Here is a 20,567-nt window from a genome sequence, read left to right on the forward strand (position 1 = left end):
GTGAGGATTGCTCTGAATATATTCAAATATACTGCCCATAACGTCTTACCAAAAAATACACTTTTATATTCTTATACCATAATTTAATTCTTTTTCGGAGATGTCTATTTATCAAACCGTTGATTACATCTTCCACTGTTGATTTAGTTATAGAAGTTAATACTGATCACTCTTTTGGGGCAGTATATAATCATATCACCCGATAAATTGTTGTATACAAATATTTTAAACTAAGCAGGGGTAGAAAGAAATAAGGTTAATAATTTGCTTTTTTAGGCAAAAACTAATATTTACTTTTTAACTTACTTGATTTTAAATAATACTTCAATCAAAACAAAGAAATTTAAAAACAAACTTTTAAAACGATTATATGAATAATCAATATTTTGATCCACCGGAAAACTCAGATTGTAGTAATTCCGACCACCAGCTCTTTCATATTCCTGGTCATATCCAACCTCATGGTGTAATCTTCGCTTTACAAGAACCAGATTTAAAAATCTTACAAGTTAGTGAAAATACAAATCAATTTTTTGGAATTCCAGCAGAGTCTTTACTTGGAAAAGACTTAAACTATCTATTTTCCCCAGAAAAAGTAGAATTAATTACCAATTTTTTGCAAGAAGAAAAACTTGGATTTATCGAATTTTTAGAAATTAACACTAAGGCTCCAGAAAAATCTTCAGTATTTATAGGAAATTTTCATCGCTCTCATGGGGTTTTGATTCTGGAAATGGAACCTCATTCATCTACTAAAACAAATCCAAAAATTGGATATACTCATCTTTTAGAACGAGCAGTTTTTAATATTGTTAATGCACCCCATTTATCTGATATCTCTTATATTATTGCCCAACAAGTTAGAAAAATAACTGCATTTGACAGGGTAATGATATACAGATTTGAATCAGACTATAGCGGAGTTGTGATTGCCGAAGAAAAACAAAGTCATCTAGAAAGTTATTTAGGACTACATTACCCAGCCACAGACATTCCCCCTAAGTCCAGAGAATTTTACCACAAAAATTTGCTACGCCTTATCCCAGATGTTAATTATCAACCCATCAAAATTATTCCCCGCAATCATCCTCTCACAAATCAACCCCTTGACTTAAGTGATTCGATATTGAGAAGTATCTCATCATGTCATATAGAATATTTACAGAACATGGGCGTTGCTTGTTCAATGACCATTTCGCTCATGCATGAGAATAAGCTTTGGGGTTTGATTGCTTGTCACCATTATTCAACCAAATATGTTGATTATAAAATTCGCAAAATTTGTGAAGTCATTGGTCAATTTGCATCTCTTGAATTAATTAATCATCAGGAACGGGCGTTAAGTTTCTACCGTCAACAAGTAAAACTAATTCAAGCACAGCTAAATCAAAATTTAACCAATGAATTAGACTACATTGGTAATGTATTTAAGCGAAATGAAAAAAGCCTATTAAATTTACTCAAAGCTACTGGTGCTGCTGTTTTATTACAAGGACAATTAATCTTGATTGGTAATACTCCCTCAGAACAAGACACGCGGCACTTAGTAGACTGGATAGTAAATCAAAAAAATCAACAAGAGATTTTTTACACAGATTATCTCTCGCAAATATATCCAAATGCTACTAATTTTCAAGATATTGCCAGCGGTATTTTAGCAATTTCTATTGTTCTTCATGAGCGATCTTATCACATCATTTGGTTTAGACCAGAGCAAGTTCAAACTGTGAATTGGGCGGGTAATCCTCATCCAGCAATATCTGTTAACTCAGATAATAACCCGTACCTCACCCCACGTAAGTCTTTTGAACTATGGAAACAGACAGTTAAAGATAAATCACTCCCCTGGCAAGTATTTGAAATTGAAGTCGCACAAGAGATGAGAAATAGCCTCATGCTTGCTGCACTAGAGTTTTCCCAACTAGCACTACAGCAAGCAGCTGAACAGGCAGAAATTGCCAACCAAGCCAAAAGTCAATTCCTGGCCAAGATGAGTCATGAATTACGAACTCCACTCAATGCTATCTTAGGTTTCACTCAAATATTAACCCGCAATAGCTCATTATCTGAAGAAGATCAAGAGAATTTAGACATCATTAGTCGTAGTGGTGAGCATTTACTAGCTTTAATTAATGACGTGTTAGAAATGTCTAAAATAGAAGCTGGTCAACTCACCCTAAATGAAATCTATTTTGACTTGCATCGTCTCATTTACTCAATTCAAGAAATGTTTGCCCTCAAAGCCGCAGACAAGGGCATAAACTTAATCACTGAATTTGGTGCGGAGGTGAATCAATATGTTTATGGAGATGAAGGTAAGCTTAGACAAATACTAATTAATCTCATAGGTAATGCTATCAAATTTACCGTTGTTGGTCACGTTACTATCAAGGTTTCTTATGCCTGTGATTCTACATTTTTACCACTACAAACAGACAAAATTGTTGTTAAATTTGAAGTTGAAGATACAGGGACAGGTATTGCTGTAGAAGACCAAGAATTAATTTTTGAAGCATTCCTACAAGCTAAAAGTGGACGACAGTTTATGCAGGGTACTGGACTAGGACTAGCTATTAGTCGTCAATTTGCCCGACTCATGGGAGGTGATGTGACAATTAACAGTATTTTAGGTCAAGGAACAACTTTTATTTGTTGTCTTCAACTTACCTTAGCTGATAACGTCGATGTGATTTCTCCCATTCAAAACATCAAGCGTGTAGTGGGACTAGAACCCGGACAGCCTAGACATCGCATCTTGATTGTTGAGGATATTTTAGAAAATCGGCAGTTACTTGTCAAACTGCTGAAATATGTTGGTTTTGATGTCTGTGCAGTCGAAAATGGTTTAGAAGCAATTGAAATTTACAAAGAATGGAAACCTGATTTAATTTGGATGGATATACAAATGCCTGTGATGAATGGATATGAAGCAACCAAGCAACTTCGAGCTATGAGTCAAGGCAAAAAATTGACTATGATTGCTCTAACTGCAAGTGCTTTTGAAGAAGATAAACAAGCAATTTTAGATGTTGGTTGTGATGATATTGTTGCCAAGCCTTTTGAAGAAACTATTCTATTTGAAAAAATGGCACATTATCTAAAATTACGCTATGTTTATTCAGATAAAAAATATCGACAAAAGCTGCCCAAATTAGATAATAATAAATTAATACAATTAACTAGATCTGATTTACAGGTTATGCCTTCTAATTGGATTACTCAAGTTTATGAAGCAGCATTGGTAATTGACGACGCAAAACTCTACGAACTTTTTCAACTAATCCCCGCAGAACACCAACAAATTGCTGATACATTGAGAAATTTAGTTGATAATTTCCATATAGAAACAATTATTAGTCTTACTTCTCACCAAATAAAATAAAATCATGCCTTTATCCAAATATTATAACTATAGCAATTTTGGTCTGATTTTGATTGTTGATGACAACCCAGATAATCTAAGATTGCTCTCTAAAATATTAGAGTCAAAAGGGTTAAAAGTTAAGAAAACAGTTAGTGGAAAAATTGCAATTCAGGCAGCGAAGATAGAACCTCCTGACTTGATTTTACTTGATATTAATATGCCTGATATAAATGGTTATGAAGTCTGTAGGCAATTAAAAGCCCAGGAAGAAACTGCAAATATTCCCATAATTTTTATTAGCGCTTTAGACCAAACTATAGATAAAGTTAAGGCATTTGAGATAGGTGGAGTAGATTATATTACAAAGCCTTTTCAAGAGTTAGAAGTATTTGCACGGGTTAAAAATCAATTGATTATTTACCAGCAACATCAGCGACTGATTGCACAAAATTATCAATTACAGGAAGAAATAAAAATACGCCGAAGAATGGAAGATGCTTTGCTTGCAGCCAATGAGCAGCTACAACTTTTTGCGCTGTTAGATGGATTGACAGGAGTTGCCAACCGGAGAAAATTTGATGACTATTTAAATCTAGAATGGCAACGACTTGCTCGTGAAAATTTGCCTCTATCTTTATTATTATGTGATGTAGATTTTTTCAAAAATTATAACGATACTTATGGCCACTTAAGGGGAGATTATTGTTTACAGCAGATTGCTAAAACACTTAAATTATCAATTAAGCGTCCGACTGATTTATTAGCACGCTATGGTGGAGAAGAATTTGTCATAATTCTCTCCAATACAGATTTTCAGGGGGCTGTATATTTAGCTGAACAAATCCGACAAGAGGTATATAATCTCAAGATTACCCATGCTAAATCTAGAGTTGATAATTTTGTGACTTTGAGTGTAGGAGTTGCAACTATTTTTCCTAATTTGGAGATTCTCCCGAATAGCTTCATTGAGATTGTTGACAAAGCACTCTATGCGGCTAAAGCCCAGGGAAGAAACCGCATTGTATCTGAAAATTTAACGTAATCAGAATCTGTTATTGAAATTGCTGAACTAAATCATAAAAAGGTTGCCAATTGTCTTCCTGGGCTATTGGTTCCCAAATTGATTCAATTACAGGTCTTAATAATGCTGTTTGCGGATTATATTTAGCTAGAGTTTGGGCAATTATGTCCATTTGATTGGGATCAAAATGATTGAGAATTTGATGATATAGTACACACCAATTATCAAAAATTGCTGATGCTCCCAAAGCTGGAACAATCTCGGAAGCATTCATCACAAATGCAGGTTCATCACGCCATTTACTGTCAAAGGTGCGAGCCATATCTGAGAAAAATTGATGATAACCAATTTGGCTATCTTGTAAAAAAGTGATTGTTAGTTGCAAAAGCTCATCAGCTTCGGCAAATTGCCCATCCTCAAATCCTAACTTTTTCAACATGAGAGTCTGATATTCGGCCAGATAATATTCGGCAAATTTAGATAAACCACTTTGCAAATCACCTATATCAATGACTGCCTTTAAGGGTTCTTGCAGCAATTCTAAATTCAGTTTGCAAATACCTGGCTGCTGACTGTAACAATAGCGTTTATAATAATCAAAATATGCCGCAGTAAAGGATAGATCATAAGTGGGAATAAAGGCGTAGGGCCCATAGTCAAAACTCTCTCCTGTAATCGACATATTGTCAGTATTCAGGACTGCATGACAAAAACCAGCCGCCATCCACTGCGCGACTAGTTCGGCTACTCGCTTCACTAATTCCGCATAAAACAGGGCATATTTATCATGTTCAGAATCATGTTCAGAATTGAGATGTTGGTAATAAGTTTCAATGACATGATCTAGTAGCTTTTTGGTTAAATCAGGACGCTTTAAATAGTGCAGTCGTTCAAAAGTGCCAAACCGGATATGGGATTTACTCATCCGTATCATTACTGATGAGCGAGTGGGCGAAGGTTCATCACCGCGCCACAAACCTAAACCTGTCTCAATCATACTCAGACAGCGTGAGGTTCTGACACCTAAGCGGTGTAGTGCTTCTGCTGCTAGAACTTCTCTCACTCCACCTTTGAGGGTAAGCATTCCGTCACCACCACGGGAGTAAGGTGTTGTACCAGAACCTTTAGTACCAAAGTCGTATAATTCGCCATCAGTTCCCCTCACTTGTCCGTAGAGAAAGCCTCTACCGTCACCCAAACGTGAGTTATATTCACCAAATTGATAACCGTGATAACGCAGTGCTAATAAGGGTTTGCGTTCTTGAAATTTCCCAAAGGCTGTAATAAAATCTTCGTCTTTGACTACTTGGGGATCAAGTCCTAAACGGGGTAGTAGTGCATTATTGCGCCAACGCAGAATGTGTTGGGGAAATTCTGCGGCTGTGACTTCATCATAGTAGTCACTACCTAGAGATTCTAAGGCGCTTTCGTAGTTAAGGGTGAGTAAAGGATTACTAGAATTGGTGTGATTTGGAGTTTCAGCCAGAGTCATTATCAGCAAATTTTAATTGATCTTCTCTTAATATTACATCTCTACCATCTTTTTCAATGCTATGCCTATTTAGAAATACTCTATTTTCCAGTTGGGATTAGTGAGACTGGTGAGAATATGATCTTCCCATTTACCATTAATCAATAAATAGTCTCTAGCATATCCTTCAATCACAAAACCGAGTCTTTTGAGTACGTTACCGCTACGGCGATTATGGGGCATATAATTGGCCATGATGCGGTGAAAATTTAATTCTTGAAAGACATATTCAGTTCCGGCTTTTAGTGCTTCTGTCATATAGCCTTTACCTTGGGCATTTTCTGCTAGATTATATCCAACATTGCAAAAACTGGCGGCTCCCCGGACGAAATTACTGAAATTAACAGTACCAATAATTTGCTGGGGATCTTTTTTGGAAGAAATAAATAATTTTAATGAATAGTCATTAATGAATTCAAAACAATGTTTTTCTATTTGATCCTGCCAATATTCTTCTGTAAAAAAGCCATCAATCCAAGTTACACAATATGGAGTAAGGTAGGTTTTATTTTTGAGAAAATAGTTGATAATTTCCCGTGTATCTTGGGGAATCGCCATTCTTAATAACAGGCGTTCGCTTGTAATTAGTGGCAGTTCTGATTTCATAAGCTACATTATTGAGAATATGTCTTTTAGTAACAGCGTTGAGGTGTTATAGCAGGAGTCAGGAGTCAGGAGTCAGGAGTCAGGAGTCAGGAGTCAGGAGTAAAACCCTCTTGTAGTGAGAGTTTCATTATCAATTGATGTCCTAACCACCCTGTCCACGGCTATATAAGTTGTTTAGTCAGCAAGTAACGGGTTGAATATAGGAATAATATTTGATTTTTGAAATATACGTAAGGTGGGAATTACCTACTAAACCTTTGCTAAGGTGGGCAATGCCCACCCTACGAGACTTAAAATTTTATGGCTACGCCACGCAAGCTATCAAATATCATTTATGATTCCTATACCCCTAGGTCTACAAGTAGTTGATGTTGCAGTCGGAGTTTCAATCCCCTGATGTAAGAGGCTACAATTTTTTATCCCTTGGCTCGATTTTGAATTTTGAAGGCGGCTCTACTTAGAGGGAATTTTTTCTGAAAAATCGTGATGATATTATAGCAGTTGTTGATAAATCCAATCTACAAAAGGATAATGATGGTGGGAATACGCTACAATTGGCAGCAAGCAGAGATTTTGGACATATACAATACACCATTTCTAGAGCTTATTTATCAAGCTGCTAGTGTGCATCGCCAATTTCATGATCCAAAACAAATACAAGTCTGTAAACTAATCTCTATTAAAACCGGGGGTTGTCCAGAAGATTGTAGTTACTGCGCCCAGTCTTCTCGCTATAAAACCGAGGTAAAGCCAGAAGCACTGTTAGAAAAAGAAACGGTGATGAATATTGCTAAGAAAGCGAAAGAAACTGGTGTGAGTCGCGTCTGCATGGGTGCTGCTTGGCGGGAAGTGCGGGATAATTCCCAATTTGAGCAAGTCTTGGATATGGTACAGGATGTCACCGCTATGGGTTTAGAAGTCTGCTGCACTTTGGGAATGTTGAGTGCAAATCAGGCGAAACGCTTAGAAGATGCGGGACTGTATGCTTACAATCATAATTTGGATACCTCAGAAGAATATTATAGTACGGTGATTACTAGCCGGACTTATAGCGATCGCTTGCATACAATTGAAAATGTCCGCCAAACTAATGTTACTGTCTGCTCTGGCGGCATTCTTGGTTTAGGCGAAAGCGTCGAAGATCGTGTAGGAATGTTGTACACGCTATCGAATTTACAGCCACATCCAGAATCTGTACCCATCAATATTCTCTCACAGGTTCCCGGTACACCTTTAGAAAATCAACCCGAAGTCCCAATTTGGGAAGTGGTGCGGATGATTGCTACCGCTAGAATCATTATGCCCGCTTCTGATGTGCGTTTAAGTGCCGGTAGGGCAAAACTCTCCCAAGTAGAACAAGCTTTATGCTTTATGGCGGGGGCTAATTCCATCTTTTCCAGCGATGATAACAAAATGTTAACGGTGACAACTCCCTGTCCTGATTATGACGCAGACCGGGAAATGCTGAATTTGCTGGGTTTAGAAATGCGTCCACCATTCCAAAAGCAGGAAAAAACACCTGCTGCTGTGACTGTTTAGATATAGCCTAGGACTATCTCCTTCAAGGTCACTTAGACAATCTTTGCTTTTTTCTCTGCTCTCTCTGCGCCTTTGTGGTTTAACAGTAATTTATTTAACCACAGAGACACAGAGAACACAGAGTTAGAAGGTTAAAAGGAGATTTTTGAGTGACTAATATAATTACTATAATTACTAATTTTTCTCAAAAAATAGCTGTAAATAATACACCAAGATAGTTACTACTATTAATATAAGCTGCTATTAGGCATTCACTAACTGTTGAATGTTATAGCAGGAGGCAGGAGGCAGGAGGCAGAGGGCAGGAGGCAGGAGGGAAAGCCTTATTATATCTAAGTTTCAAGGATTAATAATGTCCTAATTATCCTGGCTACAGCTATAATTCGTTTTGTATCCGAAATGAGTCAGTAACAGCCGGAAATGACGGTATTTACTGCATATAGAGGATGATAATTTTTGACAGTGGGATAGCCTCAACTGGATTTTTACAAAAATTCATCTTTTATAAGTGATAATTTATCTCAATAAATCTGATATGCTATGGTTAGAGCTTATTGAATATCTATTTCAATAAGTAAATTAAGCATCGCAACTATTTCCAACAATTTACAGGAAATTACACCATGACAAGCATGGCTGTGCAAACCCCGAAGTCAATTCCTTGGTGGTCAGGGAACACTCGGTTAACAAATCTTTCAGGACGGCTTTTAGGCGCTCATGTTGTCCATGCAGGATTAATCGTATCTATCATCTATCCTATTCTGTGAGCATATTTATGTCTGATATTTTTGATGTTTTGTGGTTAAGTTCTAGTCCTGCTTTGGCAAGGTTTGATCAACCGTTATTAAAATACTTATCTAAGTATATGAAGGTCGCTCAGTGGGAGTACCATCCAGAAAAAGACGAAGGTAGTTCTATAGATGAAGCAGTGAATTTGCTCAATGAATTTTTGACACCTTGCACTGATGCTATACATTTAGCTGGTCATGGTGCTGGTGGTGCGATCGCTGTAAATTTTGCGCGTCGTTATCCCGAAAAAGTGCGATCGCTAACTTTATTAGCTGTGGCTTCTCAACCTGCACATACTTGGAACGCTCACTATTATGTGCAGAGAAGTCTATTTACTATCAGTCGTGAACAAGTATTAGCAAATAGTGTCCGCAATCTCTTTGGGAAACAATCTCATCACACTACTAAGAAGTTAATGTCAGCTTTAGATAAAGATTTGGATCAAACCCCCTTGTCACACTCTATATTCAAATTGGTTGATTTACCTAAAGGTGGTGTTTCTATGCCCATGATGGTATGTGGTAGCAATAATGATTCCATTGTTGATCCACCTGCATTACAGGACTGGTTAAAATATTTCAAGCCTGAAGATAATCTCTGGGAATGCCCTCAAGGACATCATTTTTTTCATTACTTTTATCCTCAAGAAGTCGGGCAACAAATATTAAGTTTTTGGCAACTTTATCATCTACAACCAATGCTAATATCTCAATTAATTTCCCAAAATTTGACAACTTAGTAAGTATTTGTGGCTCTTGCGTCTGTTTTATGGAGGTTGAGGATTGTTTATCACAAAACCCTTACGGGGCAAGGATTATAAACTATAATGCCCATATTTTGAATGAAATGCCGACACAATAAGGCTTTCAATGATTTTGAACTGGGTTCTCCATAAAAAGTACCGAAGAACCGTATTTGTTAGGGGCATATATAGGAATCCGGTTTGGTTTCTGATAGCTTGCGTGGCGTAGCCATATTTACTCGTAGAGATAGGGAACAGGGAACAGAGAAGAATGAATCAAGGTATACGGAGTTTTGTAAGCGCAAAGCGCAGGCTGCGCCAACAAAAATCAAATAGGAGTCCTATATATCACCCCTATTAACTCTTTTTCGGCGACAAAATTAGCTATTGTCGCTCATTTTGTGTTGCAATATTTATCGTAATTAATAATTGTTAAGTTTTATCAAACCCTTAATTAAATAGGAAGAATTGGCAATAAAGTAGATTTATGATCGCTGGAATTAACAATAACTTCAACCATTTGACTGAATTTAGTTATGTTCTCAACTTTTCTGCGTTGATGTTAAACAGTTAACACTTGAGTATTTATAGCAACAACTCATAATTAGTAAGCAATGCAGATATATGATAATCCCAACGTCAAAATGGTCGTATTTGGAAAATAGAAAGAAGTGATTTACAGTATGATTGAAATTAAGATTGTATCTATTATCATATTTTTTTAACCATCAATTTTCATTTTCAACAATTACTTAAATCCTATGAAGACAAGTTCTGATTTTCTTACTGAATTATCTGATTTTCTCTATCCTCGTAATCGATATCATGGAGAATTGAAGACAGAGTATTTACAATTTAATTTACACTTGCAAGAATTTTCTCAACGAGTGAATTATATTTGTAGTTTGCAAACTGGTGGTAAAATAGCTCCAGAGGAAGCTTACAAGCAAATTCAGAATCTTTGGAAACAGTTAAAGCGTAGCAAGAAAGCGATTCAGCTTAATTAATTAGAAAGCTTTTTAAGTAGTCAAGATTTATACAGCAGGGTTAAAGGTTTTATCTTCTCTTTTCCCCCTTGAGCGAAGAGTATTGCCCCAACCCCCCCTTAAAAAGGGGGGCATATAGTACCAGAGAAAGTTCGTGTACTACAAGGGTTAAAATCAAACCGACTGAATACTAAATGATCTTCGCAGAACGCAGACCAAACAGCAAGCCAACAGCTATGCCCATGAACACGCCTAAAAATACAACATATTCAACTACAGCCATTTGTTTTTCTCCACATTAGTTACTTATTTATATTGAATCATTAATAATTAGTAATTTGTAATTCACAACAATTTTTCCCAGTCCCCAATCCCCAGTCCCTAATCCCCATATTGAGGTAAAATACGCGGACGAGTGATTATATTGGGGTTGGGGAATGACTTCCGTAATTAAAGTAGATATACCAGAAAAGTCTTATGATATTGCGATCGCACCGGGGAGTTTAGATCAACTAGGTGAACAAATGGCGAGTTTGAAACTAGGTAAGAAGGTATTGCTAGTTTCCAACCCCATGATATTTAAATATTATGGCGAAAGAGCGATCGCATCTTTGAAAAATGCCGGCTTTGAAGTCACAAGTTACAACCTGCCACCTGGTGAACGCTACAAAACCCTTAACTCCATTCAAAAACTTTATGACATCGCCCTTGAAAACCGCCTAGAACGTTCCTCCACAATGGTGGCTTTGGGGGGAGGCGTTATTGGTGATATGACAGGGTTTGCAGCTGCTACATGGTTGAGAGGAATTAATGTAGTGCAAATTCCTACCAGTCTCTTAGCAATGGTAGATTCGGCAATTGGCGGTAAAACCGGCGTAAATCATCCCCACGGTAAAAACTTAATTGGCGCATTTCATCAACCGCGCCTAGTTTTAATTGACCCAGAAGTCTTAAAAACTCTGCCAGTGCGAGAGTTTCGGGCGGGAATGGCGGAGGTAATCAAGTACGGCGTAATTTGGAACGCTGAATTGTTTACCCAATTGGAAGCGAGTAAACACCTTGACCAACTCCGCTATGTAAAATCCGACCTGATAAATTACATAATAACCCATTCTTGTCAAGCGAAAGCAGATGTTGTCAGCAAAGATGAAAAAGAATCTGGATTACGGGCAATTCTTAACTATGGTCACACTATCGGTCATGCAGTAGAAAGCTTAACAGGCTATCGTCTGCTAAAACACGGTGAAGCCGTAGGAATTGGTATGGTAGCAGCAGGGGAAATTGCAGTAGAATTGGGTCTATGGCAAAAAGCAGACACAGAACGTCAAAATGCCTTAATTAAAAAAGCTGGTTTACCAACACAATTACCAGCAGATTTAGATATTGAAGCGATTATTGATGCTTTGCAATTAGACAAAAAAGTCAAATCCGGTAAAGTGCGATTTGTCTTACCAACCCAAATTGGTGAAGTGAAAGTTACGGACGAGGTGACATCAGATACTGTTCGACTAGTATTGCAGAAAATGCAATGATCGGTTTTGGATGCAAGGAGGCAGAGATATGAGCTTCCAACGAGTGCGGTTTGCGCTCCCGCAACATCTGAAATACAACTATTACCTCTTTCCTCCTTTCCTCCTTTCCGTCACCTGCTATACCTGTGTTTCTTCAAAGTTGATTTATCCAATAGTCATGAAAGATGGCTAAATTTGTCCTGATTAAGCCAAAACACAGGCGGAAGTATATATACCTTAATTGACTAATTGCCCTCAGAGTGGAAACTGGGGGTTTAACTAAACCTTTTTCTAAGTTCTATACAAAAAATCCTTTGACTAACCCAAATCTTCCGGAGATGGTTAGAACTCAGACGGATAAGAAAATAGTAGATGCACCTTAATTAGATTATGTCCCTCAGCTTATAGCTGGGGATTTTATTTTAGCAATACTGGATTGCTTAAATGTGTATTTTTCTGAGTAAAAAAAGTTCTCTAAGAAACAGAACCTTTCCCGATTGAGTGAGAATAGGACAAAAAATTAGGATGACAGATTTGCCTAACTCGATTTATTTTTTTAAGTTGTTTATTTTATATACTCTATATTAGCAGCTTACAACTAAGAATAGTATATATTTTTGTGACAAATTTCATTTATCCAGAGCCGAGGGTAGGTTTTACAGAACAGTCTTCAGTCCTGATATTCTAGACGCATCCTCAGACATTCAGTAAACCAAAAAGTTTTGTAAACAGGATGTAGGGGGTAAGTGGTAATACAGTTCAGATTTTTTCCTAAACAGATAATTTTGTGATCTACTGACCAATAATTCCTTAATGGTACAGAGCAAGCGTATTTATGCGTGGACTCAATCCAAAATCTAAAATCCTGTTAGAGGATGACATTAGCTAGGAGCAAAAATCGCAGGCAGCAAATTGGGGGCTAACCACAGTGCATAACCAATAAACCCAAATAACAAAGTAATCAAGGCCGTAAAAACGTAGCTAATGCACATTAGCAACCCATCAGACTCAATAGTAGCAACTGCCAAAAGTAATATAGCCACGGTGGGGATAGGATTGGTAAAGGGAATTGGTAAAATTAGTAACAATGTCAACCAAGACATACAAAGCCCATTCAATTGCCAAGTCCAATGATTATTCGCTATTCTTGCCAATCGGGGACGGGCAATTTTCTCTAACACCCTAGTTACCTGATGCAGATTGTGTAAGATGATCTGAGCAAAGGCGCGAGGAAACTGGTAGTTAGCGATTTTTTTAGGCAACCAAGGCGATCGCCTCCCCAAAACCATTTGCAATGATAATATTAAGCAAGCACCACCAAAAGGGCCAGTCAACCCCGGCGGCATCGGAAACAAAAACGGCAAAACTAATAATGCAATCACCAAGCTAAAACCCCGTTCGGAAGTTTCCGCCAGAATATGACCAAGAGTCAGTGGCTGTTGGGCTAAACGTTGGAGTAAAGACTTGATTTCTTGAGAAAATCTCAAATGCATTTTGGTGCTAGGTGATAGGGAATGGCCACAATAGATAGATTATAGTGGTGGCACCAAAACACCTATAGCTTGAGGAATCACACGAAACACAGCCGGAGTATGTGTCGTTATTTCCCCATCTGTATTTATAGGGCGTGGTTTACGAGTATATACTTCAATCTCCTGCCCTTGTATGGCGCGAACACTCTGCCAATGTATATGTCTACCTTGGCGCATGGCTGGGAGTAAGGGTATGATTTGCCACCAATGCTTAACTTCTAAACTATAAAGATCCAGTCTTTGGTCATCTATGCTGGCATCATGAAATACAGCCATTCCACCCCCATAATAGCGACCATTGCCTACAGCAATTTGGACAGTTTTGACGTGAACTGATTGGTTATTGATGCGAATTTCTGCATGAAAAGGGCGAGATTCCCAAATTACTTGTAATGCAGTGGCAGCATAAGCAAATATTCCCCAACGACGTTTAACTTCTTTGGTTAATCGCTGGGTAATTTTTACACTTAATCCCAAACTGGCAACATTAAAAAAGTACTTACCATTTACCCAACCCAAATCAATCCGTCGCAACTGTCCACCGGCAATAATTTGACAAGCTTCCGGTAGAGAATTGGGAATTCCCAACGTTCTAGCCAAATCATTAGCAGTTCCCAAAGGTAAAATTCCCAAAGGTAATTGAGTATCAACTATAGCATCTACTGCGGCGTTGAGAGTACCATCACCACCTCCAACTATCACTAAATCTATTTCGGGCTGATAGCGCCTAATAACATCACCCAAATGTGTTGGGTTTTCTGTAGATTCTGGAATCACATGAAAACCAAGTGTCTCCAGACAATGAATAGCTTCCAAGAGGCGTTCTTTTCCTTGACGGGAATGACGGTTTATTAACAGCAGCGCGCGGGGATTCATAATGCCTACCTTTTGTAGTTTAAATGTCAAGATCTCCATGTCTTTCGACCTTGCATTTAATCTTAAAGCTTAGTGAGATGAGTATCAAAGTTTCAGTAACTTCCAATTAAAAAGATATCCCAACCTGTAGGATATGTTAGACAAAAGTACAACACCGTCATAGATTAAATCACACCAGTGCCTTCGTAAAGCATCCTCAGAAATTGGATGACTTCTTTTTGGGGATTTCCACAAACAAGTGAGGTTTTATCTAGTTTAACTTTAGTAGCTGTGAATTTATTCCTTGTTTCTTAAAAATAAAGAAACCTCAACTTTGCATGACAAAATTGAGGTTTATTATTTATTTTTGATGGATGATATAGAAATTTTACCTGATTTGTAAAAATCGCTTATGTATGACTTACTCCACGCGGCGCTATCAGATACCCGACTGATTAGAGTAGGACTTACGCACTGTACAAATTAATCATGGTATGATTTTACGAAAATAGGTTGTTTTAGGCTTTGATTAATGATTACTTTGATGGTAAATAGATCCGTGCTGTAGGGGTTTAGCAATGCTAAACCCCTACGACATATCGGTTTTTTTATAACTCATATTTTGTATTTTCTGTCAATGCGTAAGTCCTATAGGAATCATAAATGATATCTGATAGCTTGCGTGGCGTAGCCATAAAATTTTAAGTCTCGTAGGGTGGTCATTGCCCACCAAACCATTGCTGCGGTGGGCATTGCCCACCCTACGTATATTTCAAAAATCAAATATTATTTCTATATTATCTACAAGAACTACTCTAAATCCACCCTACGTACTTATAAATATTAGATTTTGTCCGATATCCAGATCTAGCACAGTAACGAATATGCATAAATCAGAAAGGTGAATCCTACTTAAAGTAGTACGGACTTAAACAGAGAATTTTATTATGCATCGTCTTCAAAAATTAATGAGTACCACACTTTTAGCGACTGTCCTATTTTCCCCTGTTGCTATAGCACAACAACAATCATTAACTACACAAGTTGATCATGCTGAACAGCACGTACCATGTCTTAATGACAAAGGCAAACCTATCCGGTGTCCTTGGGAAAAACCGATCAAGGCTCCCATAAGTAGAAATACTGACGCTGAGAAAAAGGCAAATCCTTGTAATCCTAAAAAAGGAGCGCCTGTTGATACCAAAGCTTGCCGCGATTACATTCTTGGTACTCCTACACCTAAACCCAGCCCTAAATAAATTCAAATGAAGCAGGTATTCATTTTTGTTGTATACCTGCTTTTTAGGCGATCATATTTATAGCGCTAGTGCCGACAGCAACACAGTAAATGGCAGCATGACGTTCCCCGTCAATACCCAAAAGAGTATTTAAACTTAAGTCATGGAATCCACCGATACAAAGACTGCCAAGTCCCAATTGCACAGCCATTAAACTTATGTTTTCAGCTTGATGCCCAGCTTCCAACAGTGCAAAGCGGTAGCCACGCGCACCATATTTAGACATTGAGCGCATAAAAACCGATGTCAACACAAAGAGAGCATTGGCATTCACAAAGTAATCCTGCTGTAATAATGGTTCTAAAAAAGCTGTCGGTACTGCATCACTAACCCGATGAAGCCCGTGTCCGCGAGGCTCGTAGTGATATAGTCCGGCTGCCAGACCTTCCACGGCTTGTGTGGATACGAACATCTCAATCGGATAAAGTCCTCCCGCAGAAGGAGAGTTGCGAGCTTCATAGAATTGACTATCCGCTTGACGCAGCCCGTTGAGTCCACATCCTGCGTCCAGCAGTTGAGCCAAGGAAACGAGAGGCATCACCTTATTCTCAAAAGATCGCACAGAAGAACGCCTCTCTAAAAGCTCAGACAGCGGATTATCATGTGGTGCTTTCGGCAGTTCTAGAAAAGGAGCCTCCGGCAGATACCGCAGTTCAGTAGCCGGAACACGCTTGACATAACTTTTAGGGACTGGAGAGTTCAAATGATAGAGAAGTGCTAACTCTAGAGGTTCGTTGGCTGTGTGCATTGCTCTGATTTCCTCGTTTTAAAGGATCGCGGAAGTCCCTACTCTCAACGTACTCGTAGGGTGGAGATAGAGAGCGGAGGATGAGGATTGCATCTGGGATTGATTTTTTGCACAGCAAAAACAAATATCAGATACATGACGAATCCCCAGGATTTTCTGGTAAGATATTCAATATCTTGACCACCAATGCCGTAAGCGAAAACCAAGCTAATAGGTAAGTGTCGCAAGAAAAAGATTTGGGTCTTGGGAATCAGGACTCCTGCCCTTGGAGGGAATGTCAGACCAATAGAACTACGAAGTCCTGGAGGCTATTCCCGATGAATTGGGAAGCCCTGTCCGTCTTACTACGGCAGGGTAGTTCACGCCATAGGATGTGGGCAGGGATTGAGGTCATTTTCGGTACGTCGGCCACCATAACCCAACCTTTCCGGAACCTCGAACAAACGCCGAGTCCCCAGAGGCTCTTGTCCATAACCAAAATATATAGGGACTAATTCACTAGCTAAAGTCCGCACTACTCGGAAACCGAGGGACGCGATATCAGGGGTGGTAATTTCCACTAAATACGCTTGTACACCCACTGAATGCAGCCTAGCAATTACTGATTGCAATTTTTCTACTTCGGACTGAGATTGGTTAGTTGGTAAATCTTCAACTTTGCAGGATTGGTCATGGTGAAACAGAAAATCCAACTCGCCCAGCCGAGCCATTGTGTAGAAAAAAGCGTTGTGATCGTCCAAATACTTAACATCACTATATTGATGGAGATTAGCACCAGCGCCAGTAGCCATACGTTCTATGTCACCAAAACGGGCTTGACAAACTTCAAAGATTGCCTTGTGAAAAGCCGTTTCCCCATCCAGATGGCATCCTAAACCAGTGGACACAGCCGGACTTTTGCCCGAATGGTCAATTAACATAGCCATGACAACCGGGACTTTAATATCAGTAGTTAAATCGAAGGCAACTAACTCAATTCCAAATCGGGCGTAGTGGCGGGCAATTTCCGTCTCAATTCCTGGTCTGTGGTCAAAATAGATACGCGGAGCAGGTAGACGATTTAACCAGGTAATGATGAAAGCATCACGCTCAATTAATTCGCACAAGCCACGATAGGCAGCAAATTCTAGAGATGGTCCACTAGCCATGCCGTTAGAAGTAACAGGTAAAATATGATCTCCTGGTTGGTCGCCGTCCCAGTCCAAATAAACCAAGAACGCTGGAACTAAAACCTGTTGGTTGCTGACTAAGGAAAGGGCATTCATCCACGAAGTCTGCGTTGTGGGATCAAAAGCGGGAAAAGGGAAATTTGGGTCAGAGTATTGTTGGTCAGAAAAAGAGGAAAAAACTGAAGGAGGAACGGCACGATTACCTAATTCTTCATAGCTACTAACAATCAGTCGCCCATAATCAACAATACCGCCGCAGTATCTCTCTATAGCTTCGCCCACAGCACCGAAAATGGCTTGTTCATCAGTCATGCCCCTGCCTACACCGTAGCGTAAATCATCCTGCTGTTTGCGAAGTTGGAAATTTGCTAATTCGGCTTGCCATAAAACAGGAAACTCGAACTCTGTATAAGGCTTGGTAAATCTATCTAAGGCTCGGATGATGCCAGTATGGGGGCTGACTAAATCGCGCCAGCGGGGACTAGCAATCGCTGCATTCACTTTGTTTCCTCCTATCATAAACAGTGCTGAGTTTTGACTTTTTACACTGTCACCTGTCACCTGTTTCCTGTCACCTGTTTTGGTGAACAATGGGGACAACCTGGTTTCTTGAGAACAACATTGTGAGTGAGCTTTGTGCCGAGCAAGTCTAGATGCAGTAATTTACCATCAGTTGCGATCGCTAAACCGAGCATCATCTTCACGGCATCAAGAGCCAGATAACTACCCACCAACATCTGGGCTATGGGCAAATTTTCTCGCAGCCGTGGTTGAGAACGCCGTTCTCGGTTCAGAAACTGCTCAACCGCCAATTCCGCCTCTGGCAGCTTGGAACAGGCCATAGACCGCATCCGATAGCATAGATAGCAAGGTCCGTCTTTGGAAAAAACCAGCGGACCAACAGTTCCCTCCACACCAGCCGCACCACCTGGTAGCAATGGGCGCTGCATCTTCAGGCATAGTCTGTTCAGACGATAGGCTAGATTCACAGATACGGCATCAGTGGCAACAATCACAAGGTCAACGTCATCCAGCAAAGGATTGATTGTTGCATCGTCAGTTAAAGGATCTGTCACAATCTCAGTTCGGGTTACTCCGCCGATGGACTCAATCTGTTGAGCCGCTTCCACACCTCGAAAAGCACCTATTTTATTCAATACCGAGCCTGACATGATCAGGGAATCAGACGGAAGTATGCAGGCATCATCGCACAAACGAAGAAAACCGATACCAGCCGTAGCCAGGTTTATTGCTGCTACCAGTCCCGAACCTCCCAGTCCAAAAATAGCAATCCTGGCATTGGCTAAGTTTTTCTGAGCATCCTTTTGGTCAAAGCCTAACTCATGATAAAGGCTGATTTGAGGAAGTAAATAAGCATGACTATCTAAATCGCTTGTATCCTCTAGATACTCTTCCACTAAACGATTGTCCATCAAAAACTCTAAACATTGATTGACTGAAGAATCTGTCAACTTTTCGCCAATCGTAGCTCGGATTTCTCCTATTGTTCGGGAGCCGTCTAGTAAAGGTAAAACAATACTTTCCACATCATGCAGAGCTTGACCCTTTACTCTCAGGGTTCGTCGCGTTGTATTGAAGATCATACTTTCTTCGCCATTGCAATCTGACGGCATAACGTTAATGACGACGTGTTCTAGTAGACGTAGCCGCTTATCATCATTTAATTTCATTGGCTTTGTTTCAGGAGTTGAATGCTGCTGTAAGTGGCAATTTGTGAAAATGTGAAAAACCCTGTTTTCGCTAACAATAAAAGAGTGTAAAAAACAGGGTTTTTATCAGTTTTTTCAGCCAATTTTAGTGGCTATAAACTCAAAAAACTCGGTTTCTAAAATTAATCAATTGCAGTTCTTTCTCCAGGTTTAGTTAGTATCCAAATCCGAAATCATCCGTGTCCTCCATCACGCCTGATACTGTTCCGTCACTGGTAAATTTACATCCACCGCAGCCGCGACATCCACCACATCCACGACATCCACCGCAGCCACGACATCCACATCCACGACATCCACATCCACGACATCCAACACATCCAACACATCCAACACATCCACCACATCCGCCGCAATTAGCAAACCATCTTTGGGTGGTTTCAGAGTCAAATACTCCTGACATTGCTAATTTTTCTAAAGCTGCTATTTCCTCATCAGACAACAGAAGTTGTTCTAGTTTGTCGGCTTGATCTACCAAATGCATTTCTATTGTTGGTTGGGTCAGTGTTTTTTCTGCAAGCATTGTCACTTACTCCTTTTAACTTGAATTCAATCAGCTGTTTGCAAATCTGTTTTGGAGTCAACTATTTTTCGTTAAAGCATCAGTTTTTGAACGAGCGAAGGTCAAGAATTACCAGAAAAGAAGACAACTGTTAATGCCTAACTATCATCCCCATCCAAGTATAGTTAAACAAAAACACTAAGCCTCATATTCAAAATTTCACTAGTTCATAAAAGGTCAAAATCACTTTCTGGTCAGTGCAGGTAACTCCCAGATGTGATTTATATTCCCTCAAACTTTGTCTTTAAGAAAAATCTTGCTCTTGTTAGTTTCGCAAATTATGTTGTTTTTACTTATCTAACTCTTATCAGAATATCTTTTACTGTAAGATTTACTTCTTTCTTAAGTAGTATTATTGTTCCTCTTAATAGGGTAGAACGGGATTTACTAAATTGTCTTAAGGATGAATAAATTCCTGGTCATAGAAAGTTAATTTACAGTTAAAGCCTATTTTAAAATAATGCTTATAGCTGCTTCTAAAGCGTGGTTCTATTTCTTTATAGTTACTACTTTAGTAAAGTAGTAATACTACCTAACCTGTCAGTAGATAGCTATAAATATCAGATCAGGCATCTCATTATCCT

Annotated in this window: 16 protein-coding genes and 1 pseudogene; 8 read left to right on the forward strand and 9 right to left on the reverse strand. The window is 39.1% G+C overall.

Annotated elements, in window-relative coordinates:
* Positions 1-370: 370 nt before the first annotated feature.
* Entirely contained in the window at positions 371-3,382 is a 3,012-nt protein-coding gene (locus H6G68_RS19530; RefSeq protein WP_190908130.1) for an ATP-binding protein, read from the forward strand.
* Positions 3,383-3,386: 4 nt separating this feature from the next.
* A complete protein-coding gene (locus H6G68_RS19535; protein WP_190908131.1) occupies positions 3,387-4,406 on the forward strand; it encodes a diguanylate cyclase domain-containing protein in 1,020 nt (339 codons plus the stop codon).
* Positions 4,407-4,416: 10 nt separating this feature from the next.
* Here the strand turns inward: H6G68_RS19535 and H6G68_RS19540 are convergent, their stop codons facing one another.
* Positions 4,417-5,877 (reverse strand): protein adenylyltransferase SelO, encoded by a 1,461-nt coding sequence (locus tag H6G68_RS19540; protein WP_190908132.1) that lies wholly within the window; start codon positions 5,875-5,877, stop codon positions 4,417-4,419.
* A gap of 69 nt (positions 5,878-5,946) precedes the next feature.
* A complete protein-coding gene (locus H6G68_RS19545; protein ID WP_190908133.1) occupies positions 5,947-6,522 on the reverse strand; it encodes a GNAT family N-acetyltransferase in 576 nt (191 codons plus the stop codon).
* A 531-nt stretch (positions 6,523-7,053) separates the two neighbouring features.
* On the opposite strand from H6G68_RS19545, the gene bioB reads away from it, so the two are divergent.
* The 4 genes and pseudogenes from bioB (at position 7,054) to H6G68_RS19565 (ending at position 10,599) form a co-directional block, all read left to right on the forward strand.
* Entirely contained in the window at positions 7,054-8,061 is a 1,008-nt protein-coding gene (gene bioB, locus H6G68_RS19550; RefSeq protein WP_190908134.1) for a biotin synthase BioB, read from the forward strand.
* Positions 8,062-8,693: 632 nt separating this feature from the next.
* Positions 8,694-8,804: pseudogene (locus H6G68_RS19555) on the forward strand (chlorophyll a/b binding light-harvesting protein); the annotation flags it as partial.
* 32 nt (positions 8,805-8,836) lie between these two features.
* Positions 8,837-9,589: an alpha/beta fold hydrolase gene (locus H6G68_RS19560; RefSeq protein ID WP_190908135.1), complete on the forward strand. Its 753-nt coding sequence runs from the start codon at positions 8,837-8,839 to the stop codon at positions 9,587-9,589.
* A gap of 764 nt (positions 9,590-10,353) precedes the next feature.
* Complete coding sequence (locus tag H6G68_RS19565) at positions 10,354-10,599, forward strand: DUF7219 family protein (RefSeq protein ID WP_190908136.1); 246 nt, start codon at positions 10,354-10,356, stop codon at positions 10,597-10,599.
* Positions 10,600-10,768: 169 nt separating this feature from the next.
* On the opposite strand, the gene petL is transcribed toward H6G68_RS19565, so the two are convergent.
* Positions 10,769-10,861, reverse strand: coding sequence for a cytochrome b6-f complex subunit PetL (petL, locus tag H6G68_RS19570; RefSeq protein WP_127055704.1), 93 nt, complete (start codon positions 10,859-10,861; stop codon positions 10,769-10,771).
* Positions 10,862-11,015: 154 nt separating this feature from the next.
* Here petL and aroB point away from each other — a divergent pair, with 154 nt between their 5' ends.
* Complete coding sequence (gene aroB / locus H6G68_RS19575; protein WP_190908137.1) at positions 11,016-12,110, forward strand: 3-dehydroquinate synthase; 1,095 nt, start codon at positions 11,016-11,018, stop codon at positions 12,108-12,110.
* 860 nt (positions 12,111-12,970) lie between these two features.
* On the opposite strand, the gene H6G68_RS19580 is transcribed toward aroB, so the two are convergent.
* Positions 12,971-13,582: an exopolysaccharide biosynthesis protein gene (locus tag H6G68_RS19580; RefSeq protein WP_190908138.1), complete on the reverse strand. Its 612-nt coding sequence runs from the start codon at positions 13,580-13,582 to the stop codon at positions 12,971-12,973.
* Positions 13,583-13,621: 39 nt separating this feature from the next.
* Positions 13,622-14,497 (reverse strand): lipid kinase, encoded by an 876-nt coding sequence (locus H6G68_RS19585; protein WP_190908139.1) that lies wholly within the window; start codon positions 14,495-14,497, stop codon positions 13,622-13,624.
* A gap of 926 nt (positions 14,498-15,423) precedes the next feature.
* Here H6G68_RS19585 and H6G68_RS19590 point away from each other — a divergent pair.
* Positions 15,424-15,735: a hypothetical protein gene (locus H6G68_RS19590; protein ID WP_190908140.1), complete on the forward strand. Its 312-nt coding sequence runs from the start codon at positions 15,424-15,426 to the stop codon at positions 15,733-15,735.
* Positions 15,736-15,778: 43 nt separating this feature from the next.
* On the opposite strand, the gene H6G68_RS19595 is transcribed toward H6G68_RS19590, so the two are convergent.
* The 4 genes from H6G68_RS19595 to H6G68_RS19610 all read right to left on the reverse strand — a co-directional run bounded on the left by H6G68_RS19595 (position 15,779) and on the right by H6G68_RS19610 (position 19,944).
* Complete coding sequence (locus H6G68_RS19595) at positions 15,779-16,522, reverse strand: SagB/ThcOx family dehydrogenase (RefSeq protein ID WP_190908141.1); 744 nt, start codon at positions 16,520-16,522, stop codon at positions 15,779-15,781.
* A 359-nt stretch (positions 16,523-16,881) separates the two neighbouring features.
* On the reverse strand, positions 16,882-18,192 hold the full coding sequence (locus tag H6G68_RS19600; protein ID WP_190908142.1) for a YcaO-like family protein: 1,311 nt from the start codon (positions 18,190-18,192) through the stop codon (positions 16,882-16,884).
* Between the two features lie 56 nt (positions 18,193-18,248).
* The gene (locus H6G68_RS19605; RefSeq protein WP_190908143.1) at positions 18,249-19,382 is read right to left on the reverse strand and encodes a TOMM precursor leader peptide-binding protein; all 1,134 of its coding nucleotides are present in this window, start codon (positions 19,380-19,382) and stop codon (positions 18,249-18,251) included.
* Positions 19,383-19,575: 193 nt separating this feature from the next.
* Positions 19,576-19,944, reverse strand: a complete 369-nt coding sequence (locus tag H6G68_RS19610; RefSeq protein ID WP_190908144.1) for a hypothetical protein — start codon at positions 19,942-19,944, stop codon at positions 19,576-19,578.
* Between the last annotated feature and the right edge of the window lie 623 nt (positions 19,945-20,567).

The organism is Anabaena catenula FACHB-362, assembly GCF_014698735.1.
In the GTDB taxonomy this organism is placed as follows: domain Bacteria; phylum Cyanobacteriota; class Cyanobacteriia; order Cyanobacteriales; family Nostocaceae; genus Anabaena; species Anabaena variabilis_A.

Coding starts and splice junctions, on each gene's coding strand:
- H6G68_RS19530 (WP_190908130.1), top strand. CDS start 371: ATGAATAATCAATATTTTGATCCACCGGAAAACTCAGATTGTAGTAAT.
- H6G68_RS19535 (WP_190908131.1), top strand. CDS start 3,387: ATGCCTTTATCCAAATATTATAACTATAGCAATTTTGGTCTGATTTTG.
- H6G68_RS19540 (WP_190908132.1), bottom strand. CDS start 5,877: ATGACTCTGGCTGAAACTCCAAATCACACCAATTCTAGTAATCCTTTA.
- H6G68_RS19545 (WP_190908133.1), bottom strand. CDS start 6,522: ATGAAATCAGAACTGCCACTAATTACAAGCGAACGCCTGTTATTAAGA.
- bioB (WP_190908134.1), top strand. CDS start 7,054: ATGATGGTGGGAATACGCTACAATTGGCAGCAAGCAGAGATTTTGGAC.
- H6G68_RS19560 (WP_190908135.1), top strand. CDS start 8,837: ATGTCTGATATTTTTGATGTTTTGTGGTTAAGTTCTAGTCCTGCTTTG.
- H6G68_RS19565 (WP_190908136.1), top strand. CDS start 10,354: ATGAAGACAAGTTCTGATTTTCTTACTGAATTATCTGATTTTCTCTAT.
- petL (WP_127055704.1), bottom strand. CDS start 10,861: ATGGCTGTAGTTGAATATGTTGTATTTTTAGGCGTGTTCATGGGCATA.
- aroB (WP_190908137.1), top strand. CDS start 11,016: ATGACTTCCGTAATTAAAGTAGATATACCAGAAAAGTCTTATGATATT.
- H6G68_RS19580 (WP_190908138.1), bottom strand. CDS start 13,582: ATGCATTTGAGATTTTCTCAAGAAATCAAGTCTTTACTCCAACGTTTA.
- H6G68_RS19585 (WP_190908139.1), bottom strand. CDS start 14,497: ATGAATCCCCGCGCGCTGCTGTTAATAAACCGTCATTCCCGTCAAGGA.
- H6G68_RS19590 (WP_190908140.1), top strand. CDS start 15,424: ATGCATCGTCTTCAAAAATTAATGAGTACCACACTTTTAGCGACTGTC.
- H6G68_RS19595 (WP_190908141.1), bottom strand. CDS start 16,522: ATGCACACAGCCAACGAACCTCTAGAGTTAGCACTTCTCTATCATTTG.
- H6G68_RS19605 (WP_190908143.1), bottom strand. CDS start 19,382: ATGAAATTAAATGATGATAAGCGGCTACGTCTACTAGAACACGTCGTC.
- H6G68_RS19610 (WP_190908144.1), bottom strand. CDS start 19,944: ATGCTTGCAGAAAAAACACTGACCCAACCAACAATAGAAATGCATTTG.